Source organism: Chitinophaga pinensis DSM 2588, from assembly GCF_000024005.1.
Classification (GTDB): Bacteria; Bacteroidota; Bacteroidia; order Chitinophagales; family Chitinophagaceae; genus Chitinophaga; species Chitinophaga pinensis.
The window spans coordinates 5,884,909-5,897,112 of record NC_013132.1 but is presented as its reverse complement, the minus strand read 5'-3'; the positions used below and the strand labels follow the sequence as shown (position 1 = coordinate 5,897,112).

Genomic DNA, 12,204 nt, shown 5'->3' with positions numbered 1-12,204 from the left:
TAATAGCCGCAGATTCTTAGTTTTTAATTGTTAATTTATAATTATTCAATTGAAGAGTCCCTTTATCTGTTCAACAAAGACAGGCTTCTGTAATTCAATATCACATATCCCTTTGAACTTGTCTACCATATAAACGGTCAGCTCAGGCGAGTAAGCCTCATCATGCATATGCATAAAGAAATACAGTTCCTGCAAGCCGTGCTGTAACCAGTCATGGATACGGTTGACCCAGTCGTCGATACGGACGTAGTCGGTAGGATGGAGGCTATTGCCAACATACCGGATAAATGCCTTACGGATGGGCATGTACATATGTGCGCAATCCCTTCTGCCGGCAGTATCCGTAATGACAGCACCGACGTTTAGCTTCTTTAAAGTGCTGAACAATTCCTCCCGGATCTTATCATCGCTGAACCATTCCGTGTGTCTTACTTCAAGGAAGAACTGCAGATCTGTGGGCAGGCTCTCCAGGTATTTAAAGAGATTATCTTTCCGTTTAGGGGAATATTTATCGCTTACCTGGAGAAAGATAGGGCCGAGGTGTTCACCAAAGGCCAGTACTCCTTCCAGGAAGGAGGTGGTTTGCGGACCTGCATCCACGAGGTTGCTGAAGTGACTGATCGATTGCGGTACTTTGGGGCAGAACTTGAAGTGTTTGCCGGTTGCCCGCGCATCCCATTTTGCGATGGCTTCTGGTCCATAGATCTTATAATGGGTCGCATTGAGCTCGATACTATTGTAATGATGTACGTATTCGTCGAGGAAGTTGGCTTCTTTGGTGCCCTTAGGATAAATCTTGCCGATCCATTCCTTACGTCCCCATTTGGCGCAGCCAAGATAGATCTTCGGCTTTTTAAGTGCTTTCCCTTTGAGTACCGCTCTATTAAACGCCGGTTCAGCAGGCAGTTTGAAATCTATTTCGTCCAGCAGCGCCGGATCAACACGACCAAAATCCATGTGAATTGAAGCTTTCTCCGAAGGTAATGCATTATGCAGTTATATCGCGTATTCCGCGTTCCGGGGTTTCTCTGCCCCAGTTGGGGGTATAATGGGACAAGGAGGAGAAAACCTAACAGTAACGGGCAAATAAAAAAGGAATAGGATTATTTGCTGATATATAAGGGGATTGGTTTAAATTACGCTGGACTTAGGGACTAGAATGAATAGCTTGTTATATGATAGGTGCCTCAAATAAAGTTTGGACAATCCTTTGTAATATGCTTTTTCCAAGGTAATTTAAAAGAAACAGTTTTTAATTCTTTAGCATGGAGATTTTACACGTTAGCGCGGAATGTTACCCTATAGCAAAAGTAGGAGGTCTGGCAGATGTGGTAGGGGCATTGCCCAAGTACCAGTTCCAGGCGGGGCATATAGCCAAGGTCGTGATGCCCGCTTACAATACCCGTTTTTTTCATTCACAGGAATTTGAACTGGTACACCAGGGAGGCTGCTGGCTGGGACATAGCTGGCACCATTTCAACGTATGGAGAGAGGTGACAAACCTGCTGGGTTTTGACCTTTATCTGGTTGATATTCCAGGTCTGCTGGATACGGAAAGAGTATACGGTTACTACAATGATACGGACCGTTTCCTCACTTTCCAGATAGCAGTACTGGACTGGTTAAATGAGTGGCAGGATCATCCTGATGTCGTACATGTACACGATCATCATACCGCACTCATACCCTTCATGATGACCCATTCCTACAAGTATGAGCGTCTGAGAAACATTGCCACCGTTTTAACAATTCATAATGCACAATACCAGGGTCAGTTTGGCTGGGACAGGCTGTATCAGCTGCCAGGCTTTGATCTCTGGAAAGCTGGTCTGCTGGGCTGGGAAGGTGCTATCAATCCATTGGCTGCCGGTATCAAATGTGCATGGAGATTTACGACGGTATCACCGAGTTACCTGGAAGAAATGTATACCGGAGCTGCCGGACTGGAAGCCCTGATGAACTATGAGAAAGGCAAGGCGATCGGTATATTGAATGGTATAGATACTAAGGTATGGGACCCTGCAACGGACCCGATGTTACCTTTCAACTACGATCAAAAGACGTTTGTAAAAGCAAAACGTGAAATAAAGCAACAACTTTGTGAGCAATATAACCTCGATCCTTCACTCCCGTTGATATCTTTCATCGGTCGCCTGGTGGGGGAGAAAGGAGCGGACCTGCTGCCTGAAATCATTGGCAGGTCTATCTTTGAACAAAAACAGCAGCTGAATTTTCTATTGCTGGGAAGTGGAGATCCACATGTGGAATGGTCATTGCAACAAACAAAATTACTGACGGCAGCAAACTTTAATGTGCAGTTCGGATACGACGAGGCGCTGTCTCACAGAATTTATGCAGGTAGTGATTTTCTGCTGATGCCAAGCCGGGTAGAGCCTTGCGGATTGAACCAGATGTACGCATTGCGTTATGGTACAGTGCCCATTGTACGTAGTGTGGGTGGATTAAAAGATACAGTTACAGACTTTGGTGAACCCGGTGGTTTTGGTATCCGTTTTATCCATGCAGCAGCATGGGATGCCTGCAACGCGGTTGGCCGTGCTGTTGAACTATACAGTGATACTGCACAATTGCAGGGTATCATCAAAACCATGATGCAGCTTGATCATTCATGGGATAGTGCAGCTGATGAATATCTGCAATTATACAGCTCAATCGTAGTCCGCTGACTAAACCCAAAAACTGAAACAAAGAATCGTAATATATGTCTAACGCAGTTATCTCCCTTATCTTAGGTGGCGGATCAGGTACCCGCTTGTACCCCCTTACGCGTAAGCGTTCTAAGCCAGCCGTACCCGTTGCCGGTAAATACCGCCTCGTGGATATTCCCATTTCGAATTGCCTGAATGCTGACATGAACCGCATTTTTGTGCTGACACAGTTTAACTCCGCGTCGTTAAACAAGCATATCAAAAATACTTATCATTTCAGCCATTTCAGTAAGGCGTTCGTAGACATCCTGGCTGCCGAACAGACACCTGACAATCCAACCTGGTACCAGGGCACCGCGGATGCCGTACGCCAGTGTCTGCATCATATTGACAATTATGAATTTGAATATATACTGATCCTTTCTGGTGACCAGCTGTATCAGATGGACTTCCGCGAAATGTTACAGCATCATATAGAAAGCCAGGCAGAAGTATCTATTGCCACCATTCCGGTGAATGCAAAAGATGCGTCTGACTTTGGTATCCTCAAGACCGACAATACTGGTCTGATCACTTCATTCACCGAAAAACCCAAACAAGACGTCCTGGCGCCATGGGCTTCTCCCGTAAGTGACGAAATGCAGTCAGAAGGCAGAGTCTACCTGGCCAGCATGGGTATCTATATCTTCAGCAGACAAACCCTGTATGACCTGCTGAATGGTCAGGAATCGTCTACCGACTTCGGTAAGGAACTGATCCCTTACGCAATCAATGCCGATATGAAGGTGGTTAGCTACCAGTATACCGGTTACTGGACGGATATCGGAAACATCAGCTCATTCTGGGAAGCAAACCTCGGACTGACCGACGAGATTCCTAAATTCAACCTCTTCGACGAATCACATATTATATATTCCCGCGCACGTATGCTGCCGCCGGCTAAGATTTCCGGTACCATGAAAAATACCATCATCTCTGATGGTAGTATCATCCTGGATAGTCAGTTGGAGCGTTGTGTAGTAGGTATCAGAACCCGTATCGGCAGAAACTCTGTTATTACCAATAGCTATGTGATGGGGGCCGATTATTACCAGACCCTTGAGGACCTGGAAAAAGCAAAAGGTAAAGGACATCCGCCGATGGGTATCGGTGACAATTGTGTGATCAATAATGCGATCATTGATAAGAACTGTAGCATCGGTAACAATGTTCGTATCAATGTAGGTGATCCGCTGCCGGATGGCGACCATGAAAAGTATGCCGTAAAAGACGGTATAGTGGTGATCAAGAATGGCATGGTATTACCGGATGGCTTTGTAATCTAGACCAATTTGGAATTAGGAATTAAGAATGGAAATGCAGCGGAGATGGGCGGAGACTAGTGCAGATGAATAAGCATTATATATGACTGATTATTACTTTCTGAATAGTGAGAGGCGCTTCATACATCGGAGCGCCTCTTTATTTTTAAATTCCTAATTCTTAATTTCTAATCCCTAATTATAATTGATTTTCGCCATTCGTAATTACTAATTGACGATTCTCGATTCATTCCATACCTTCGTGCATCTAAAAGAATCCGAGCGTAGCGTATGGAGCAACCTGTAAGTCGAATCCCGTATTGTAAGACGGGGTATTTCAATCAATTGGTAACAGATTTTCTGGCCGAGCATCCTAATCTTCGTCCCTTTTACAAATATTCGCCTGTAAAGCCTGATTTTGAGGCCGCTATACAAGCTAAGAAGGCTTTCCCCCAGCAAAGGGAGGTACTGGTAGCAGCCCTGCAGGAACAATATAAAGAACTGGAAATCAACGATAAGGTTCGAGAAAATATTGAAAGCCTGCTGGATCAGCAGACCTTCACCATCACCACCGCACACCAGCCCAACATCTTCACCGGTTATTTATACTTCGCCTATAAGATATTGCAAACCATAAAGTTAGCTGATCAGCTCAGGTCGGAGTATCCAAAGTATAACTTTGTGCCTGTCTACTATATGGGTAGTGAAGATGCCGACCTGGATGAACTGGGACATGTTTACATTGATGGTAAGACGATCAACTGGCCAACGGCGCAACAGGGAGCAGTAGGTCGTATGCAACCGGAAGGATTTGAGGACCTGATCGCAGCGGTGAAAAAAGCCCTGGGATACGGCCCTTATGCCGATGAACTGATCGCCCTTTTAGAAAAGGCGTATCTCGGACATAAGAATATCCAGGAAGCAACGCTTTACCTGGTAAACGAACTGTTTGGCAGATACGGACTGGTGATACTGGTACCGGATTCTCCGAAACTGAAGCAGCTCTACGTACCGGTGATGCGGGACGAGCTGTTTCACCAGCGTTCCTTTGATATCGTTAATGAGACCATAGCAAAGCTATCTAAGCATCATAAAGTACAGGCGAATCCCCGTGAGATCAACCTGTTCTATCTGACTGAAACCTCCCGTGAACGCATCGTGAAAGTGGGCGATATCTGGAAAGTATTGCACCTGCCGGTAGAGTTTACAGCAGCACAATTGGAAAAGGAACTGGAAGAATATCCGGAGCGCTTTAGTCCGAATGTAATCCTGCGTGGTATGCTCCAGGAAACAATCCTCCCAAATATCGCCTTTATTGGCGGCGGCGGTGAGATTGCTTACTGGCTGGAATTACAGCAGTTGTTCGAACACTATAAAGTGCCTTACCCGGTGTTGCTGTTGCGTAACTCTTTCCTGTTGACAGATGCTAATTCTCAGCAACGTTTACAGAAACTGGGCCTATCTGTTACCGATCTGTTTGAAGATCCGGAAGAACTGATCACCCGTTTCGTACAGGAACATACGAATGCAGCCCTGGTGCTGAAAGATGAATATACGGCCATCGAGAAACTGTTTGACGACCTGGTACTAAAAGCAGGAAGTATTGATGTAACACTGGAAGCAAGTGTAGGCGCTGAACGTACAAGAGCAGTAAAATCAATCGGTAAACTGGAGCATAAGTTCCTGCGGGCAGAGAAGAAGAAATTCACCTGGCAGTCGGAGCAGATCCGTACCCTGAAGTCCAGGCTTTTCCCGGCAAATTCCTTACAGGAAAGAAAGGAAAACTTTATGCCGTGGTATGTAACAATGGGACCTGCGTTCTTTGATCTGATATTGGAGAAAATGGACCCCCTGTCAGATCAGTTCGGGATTATTTATCAGGATTAATCAAAAGGTGATAGCATTGTAAATGCCTTTATTACATATAAAAAAAGCGGCGATGGGACAACCCATCGCCGCTTTTTTTATATGAATGAGTTATAATTGTCTTTTCTTCATTAATTGTATAACTACTATAAAGCGCTTCATTAAACGGTGAAAGCGCCTTTTCTTTCTATGGATGTTTAATTGTTTTATCAATCGTTTTCTTCATGTCTTTCAGCAGCGAGAACATCGCATTTAACTGATCGCGGACCATCTTCGTTTCCAGCATATCTTCCCTCACAGGGGTTTCTCCTTTGCCATCATTGATCTCCTGTTGTCTGAGCTGATACAGCTTTTCCAGTTCAATATCCAGCGTTTCCAATGCCTCCATATTGGTCGGCGGCGGTGTAGTTTTTGTTGCCGGATCATCTATCAAACCGACAATACAGCTGAAATGCTGCTGCAGATAATTATTGAGCAGTTTATATTCCGGTTTAGGATAATGTACCCCATGCAGCATCCCATAGTTGGCCATCGCCGCAATGTGCGACATCAGGGAGTGGTTCAGCACCACAAAATGATAAACTTCAGAACCATGTATCTGTTTGCTTTTAGGTTCTGAGAGCATACGCTGAAAGGCTGACATAAGGTTAGCGGCACTGACGTTGGTGTCTTTTCTCGCCAGTTTATAATCGTTCATTACAAACTCCCTGTCGGTATACAGGCGCATTACATGATCCAGGTAACGGGCATTATCTTTTACCATCTTGCTCATGTGACTGGGCAGATAGTTGTGTTCCCAGCTGGGCCACAACAGTAAACTGGCCAGGAAGGCGATGCTGACGCCGATGAAGGTATCCAGTACACGCAGTTCAGCATTCTGCAGGTGCGCAGGGTGCAGGAAATGCAAAAGGAATATGACAAATGGTGTTACAAAGAAGACACTGAGCGTATACTGCTGGGTCATAAAACTATAAGCTCCAAGGATACAGATCAGCATCAGGATAAAAATGACGGTAGTATTGGCCGTGAGGTATAATACGGCGGCGGCAAAAAGTGCGCCGGTGATCGTGCCGATAATACGCTGATAGCTTCTGGCCTTACTGATACCGAAACCCGGTTTCAGGATGACGACGATGGTCAGCAGTATCCAGTATACCCTGTCCAGGTGGAATACCTGTCCAAGTAAATAGCCGGTGACGGCAGCGATGCTGACACGTAATGCGTGACGGAAGATATGCGATTCAAAGGTCAGGTTGTTTACCAGCGGTTCTACGTCGTAGCGGTTGCGGGTGGTAAAGCTGGCCAGTTGTAAACGGGGATCGATCACTTCGTCTTTTACCCTTTCCAGTCTGGTGAGGCGGTGCAGGTTATATATACGCTGTGTCATGTCCTGCAGGTTGTGCAGGATATTGGTGAGCGTAAGCAGTTTGGTACGCTCTTTCAGGGTCGGCATCGTTTTACGGATATCGGCTATGGCATGTTGTACCTTATCTATTTCATGACGAAGGTTAGCACGGGGAAGGGATCTTTGTCCGGCGGCCACCGCTGTGGCAATCAGCTCCAGTTCGCCGGTAAACTCCTGGATCAGCGTATGGAATTTTTCCAGGATATCCATACTGCCAAAATCATTGTGGAGGGCCAGATAGTCGGTCTGGGAGGCCATAATCTGTTCCTGGAGGTCCACAATATCCATAAAGATCAGCACCATGCTTTTATTGATACTGGTAGAGCCTTGCTGAGCGGAACGGCGTTTGAGCAGCAGTTCGCGTACGGCTTCCTGCTTTTCACTGACGATCACCTGCTGAGCCAGTACGGACTTATAGATCTCGTCAAAGTTCTTATGAGCGTCTTTGGCATAGAAGCCGGCTCTTTCTTCAAGGTAGTGGGCCGTTTCCATGATACATTCCGCAAGGGTCTGCTGTACGCTGAGGTAGGGCCGTATCTGCCAGAGCAGGAGGGCGAGGAAGCCGTACCAGATGCTGCCACCCAGAATGACCAGGCAGTGCAGGAAGGCTTCTGCTGGTCCTACGGGGTTTTCACCGAGGATAGAAACCATTACCAGCATACAGGCGATGCCGATGTTGCCGCCACGGTTACCGTAGACCAGCAGCATCCCATTGGCAAAACAACAGGCCAGTATCCAGCCGGTCATCAATAATGGGTAGGGTGAGATCAGAGAAGTGCCCAGGGCGGTCAGGAAGATAAAGGCGATGGCAGTCAGAATGCCATTGCGTTTATGCAACGCGGTACCAGGTACGTCTGACAGGGCCGTAGCCAACGCGCCCAGCGAGGCTACTATACCCATTGGCAGGTCGCCCATCATGGAAAATACGATAGAAGGCACTACCACACTAATGGTCGTACGTAAACCGGTACTGAAATGATAACTATAGATGAAATTCCTGACTTCCTGAATCCAATGCCGCATCTGGAAATTTTGATATATGCAAAGTTATTTAAATCGCTGATACGCAAAAAGAATGCTGTTACCCGGTTACAGCACAATGCTGTTTACGTTATTCCGGTAAAATATGCGCCTATAACGACACTGGTGGCCGATTGTATGCAATAATGCCCAGCTTTCGGGCCGCAATTTATGCACAACTGTGTATAATTAAATTTTTACCGGGACATGGTTGTCTGATAAATTACTGTTTTCTTTGGAAAATTAAAGATAACCTTACCGGAATAAAATCCTGATAATCAGAAAAAGGAGATAAATAATCCGGTAAAAATGCATTATTATAGTATTATAAGGTAAATCCTGGCTAGAATTAAGAGAAATCATAGTTATCTTTGACGGCTTAAAAAAACAAAGCGAAGCAATTGTGCGTTTAAAAACATTAGAAATCAAAGGCTTCAAAAGCTTTGCTGACAAAACCGTATTACACTTCGACGAAGGGGTAACAGGGGTTATAGGCCCCAACGGCTGCGGCAAAAGTAATATTATCGACTCCATCCGCTGGGTGATCGGGGAGCATAAGATCAGTAATCTCCGTTCGGAGAATCAGTCTGGTCTTGTGTTTAATGGCTCCAAAACACGCTCGGCCAGTGGTATGGCTGAAGTGAGTCTGACGTTTGAGAACACCCGCAATGTACTGCCAACCGAGTTTACCACCGTTACCATTACCCGTAAGTTTTACAAGAACGGCGATAGTGAATATCGCCTGAACGATGTGGCCTGCCGCCTCAAAGATATCCATAACCTGTTTATGGATACCGGTGTCAGCACGGATTCGTATGCCATCATCGAACTGGGTATGGTGGATGATATTATTAAAGATAAAGAGAACAGCCGCCGGCGTATGCTGGAACAGGCCGCAGGTATCTCCATTTACAAAACCCGTAAAAAGGAAGCCAAATCCAAACTGGAGGCAACCGAAGGAGACCTGAACCGTATTGAGGACCTGCTCTTTGAAATCAACAACAACTTAAAAACCCTGGAAGCCCAGGCCCGTAAGGCGGAACGCTTCTATGAGGTGAAGAAAGAATACCGCGAAGTCAGTATCGAGCTCGCGAAAGCCGCCCTGGAAGGATTCAATGTCACTTTTAAAGAACTGACAGATGAACAACAGGCGGAAAGCGACAAGAAACTCGCTCTGGAAACAGAGATAACTGCTGCCGAAGCCAGTGTGGAAGAAGATAAGCTGCATTTCGTAGCGAAAGAAAGAGAGCTGCAGGTATTGCAGAAATCTTTCAACGAACTCGTTTCTACCATCCGTACCAAGGAGAATGATAAGAACCTGGCCAGCCAGCAGCTCACTTACCTGAAGGAAAGAGAGCGCAATATCAGCCAGTTCCTGTCCAACGCAGAAGGGCAATTACAAGGACTCACAGATTCAATCTCTTTTACCTCCACACAGGTAGAGGAGGAGCAGGAAGCTTTTGAGACTTTGCAGGACCAGCTGGAAGGCTTGCAGGATATGGTGGAAGAAAAGAAAGAAGTCTTCAACCAGAAAAAACTGTCCCTGGAAAACCAGCGTCGCGATCAGCAACAATGGCAACGCCAGCAGTTTGAGGCTGAAAAGAAAGTAGCGGTGGCAGATACTTCCGTGCAAAACCTCCAGCGCAGCATTCAGCAGTTGCAGGAAGAAAAAGCCGGACGTCTGCAACAGATCACCCAACTGGAAGAAGAGAAGGTGATATTGCACGAAACCCTGCAGGATCAGAAAGCCGATCTGGAAGATATGATCGCTTTCCAGGAAGAAACGAAAGGAAAAATACTGGCGACCCAGGGAGAGATAGAAGGGCTGCGTGACAGACTCGTGGACGAGAACCGTACCCTGGACCAGAAGAAGAACGAATATGACCTCCTAAAATCGCTCGTGGACAGCCTTGAAGGTTATCCAGAGAGTATCAAATTCCTGAAAAAGAATACGGAGTGGAACAATGCGGCTCCTATCCTCAGTGATATCTTTTTCTGTAAGGAAGAATATCGTACCTGCGTAGAAAACCTGCTTGAACCTTATCTCAACTACTATGTTGTAAATAACGCGGCAGAAGCTATTCAGGCAATCCGTTTGCTCGATACCAACAAAAAGGGTAAAGCCAACTTCTTTATTCTCGATCAGTTCCATCAGCAGAACGGTCATCCGGCTGCGCCTCCGGGTTCCATTCCGGCGCTTGAAGTCGTAGAACTGGAAGAACGTTATAAAGGATTGGGGAATTATCTGCTTGGGAAAGTATTCATTGCAGATGATATCAGCATCTTGGAGTTCGACCAGCTGGCAGACCAGGATGTACTCGTCATTGAAAAGAGTGGCAGAATGAATCGTGGTCGGTACAGTTTTAGCGGTGGATCCGTCGGATTATTCGAAGGAAAGAAACTGGGCCGTGCCAAAAACCTGGAGAAACTGGATGAAGAGATCAAAGCGCTGGAAGAAGTAGTTGCTTCCCTGCGTCATCAGATCCAGGAGAAACACAACCAGGTACTCGGATATAACACACAGTTGAACGAGAATAAGATCAATGCTGCCCGCGAGAAGATCAACCAGTTAAATAATCAGGTGTTCGGATTGCAGAACCGTATTGAAAACTTCCGTCAACTTGTTGAATCAGGGGACAAGCGACTGCTGGAAATGCAGGATTCTCTTGAGGCAAACCAGGACAGTATTAAAGGTGTAAGGGAAGAACTGGAAGAGCTGAACGAAAAGGTATTCGCTTTGCAGGATAGTATTGTGGCAGCGGAAAAAGCAGCCGCCGACGCAGAGCAACAGTTTAACCAGGCGAATGTGCAGTTCAATAATCAGAACCTGCAACATACCCGTCAGCAGAGTAAAGTACAGGCTTTGAGGCAGGAACTGGATTTTAAACGCAAGCAATTGTCTGATCTGCATACCCAGATCACCAGTAATAAGTCCCAGCTGGAAGACGCTGTAGCCAATATCGCTGCAGCAGAAGAAAAGCTGGGAACAGCGGAAGATGGTCTGATTGACCTGTTCCGCAAAAAGGAAGAAGAAGAGAAAGAGCTGAACGAAAAGGACCAGGAATATTACAACTTCCGTAACCAGTTGCAGGAAAAAGAAACGACACTCCGCGCACGTCAACGTGCAAAAGAACAGCTGGAGCAGTCGCTGACAGTGATTAAGGATAAGGTGAATGAGCTTAAATTGCAACTGGCATCCATGAAGGAAAGGTTGAGCGTAGAGTTTAAAGTGAATCTGGATGAGATTATCGATGAACAGCGTAGTTCTGCTTTACCGGTAGATGAACTGCAGGGTAGTGCCGAAAGACTCAAGAAGCGACTGGAGAACATGGGTGAGATCAACCCGACAGCTATCGAGGCTTACCAGGAAATGAAGAAACGTTACGAGTTCATTCTGGAACAAAAGACGGATCTGGTAACTGCGAAAGAGTCCCTGATGGCAACGATCCAGGAAGTAGAAGCGACAGCTAACCAAAAATTCCTCGATACGTTCAACCAGGTAAAGGAAAACTTCGTACGTGTATTCAAGGCATTGTTCACCGAAGAAGACCAGTGTGATATGATATTGAATGATCCCGAGAACCTGGCAGATACAGGTATCGAGATTATTGCCAAACCTAAGGGTAAACGTCCGGCTGCCATTACACAGCTGAGTGGAGGAGAAAAGACACTGACAGCTACAGCACTGCTGTTTGCTATTTACCTGATCAAACCGGCGCCATTCTGTATCCTCGATGAGGTGGATGCTCCGCTGGACGATGCCAACGTAGGTAAATTCACAAACATGATCCGTAAGTTCTCTGACAATTCCCAGTTCATCATTGTAACGCATAACAAGCAGACAATGGCAGCTGTGGATGTGATCTACGGGGTAACCATGCAGGAACCAGGCGTAAGCAAACTGGTACCTGTGGATTTCAGAAGTCTTAACTAAGTTAATCAA

Annotated in this window: 6 protein-coding genes; 4 read left to right on the top strand and 2 right to left on the bottom strand. The window is 46.1% G+C overall.

Annotated features, from left to right (window positions below; genetic code table 11):
• Positions 1 to 45: 45 nt before the first annotated feature.
• Positions 46 to 957 (bottom strand): DUF72 domain-containing protein, encoded by a 912-nt coding sequence (locus CPIN_RS23440; RefSeq protein ID WP_012792329.1) that lies wholly within the window; start codon positions 955 to 957, stop codon positions 46 to 48.
• 308 nt (positions 958 to 1,265) lie between these two features.
• Between CPIN_RS23440 and CPIN_RS23435 the strand changes: the two genes are divergently transcribed.
• The 3 genes from CPIN_RS23435 (at position 1,266) to bshC (ending at position 5,857) form a co-directional block, all read left to right on the top strand.
• Positions 1,266 to 2,687, top strand: coding sequence for a glycogen synthase (locus CPIN_RS23435; RefSeq protein ID WP_012792328.1), 1,422 nt, complete (start codon positions 1,266 to 1,268; stop codon positions 2,685 to 2,687).
• Positions 2,688 to 2,722: 35 nt separating this feature from the next.
• Entirely contained in the window at positions 2,723 to 3,994 is a 1,272-nt protein-coding gene (locus CPIN_RS23430) for a glucose-1-phosphate adenylyltransferase (protein ID WP_012792327.1), read from the top strand.
• A 267-nt stretch (positions 3,995 to 4,261) separates the two neighbouring features.
• Complete coding sequence (gene bshC, locus CPIN_RS23425; protein WP_012792326.1) at positions 4,262 to 5,857, top strand: bacillithiol biosynthesis cysteine-adding enzyme BshC; 1,596 nt, start codon at positions 4,262 to 4,264, stop codon at positions 5,855 to 5,857.
• A gap of 166 nt (positions 5,858 to 6,023) precedes the next feature.
• On the opposite strand, the gene CPIN_RS23420 is transcribed toward bshC, so the two are convergent.
• A complete protein-coding gene (locus CPIN_RS23420; RefSeq protein ID WP_012792325.1) occupies positions 6,024 to 8,264 on the bottom strand; it encodes an FUSC family protein in 2,241 nt (746 codons plus the stop codon).
• Positions 8,265 to 8,664: 400 nt separating this feature from the next.
• Here CPIN_RS23420 and smc point away from each other — a divergent pair, with 400 nt between their 5' ends.
• On the top strand, positions 8,665 to 12,195 hold the full coding sequence (gene smc, locus CPIN_RS23415) for a chromosome segregation protein SMC (protein WP_012792324.1): 3,531 nt from the start codon (positions 8,665 to 8,667) through the stop codon (positions 12,193 to 12,195).
• The last annotated feature ends 9 nt before the right edge of the window (positions 12,196 to 12,204 follow it).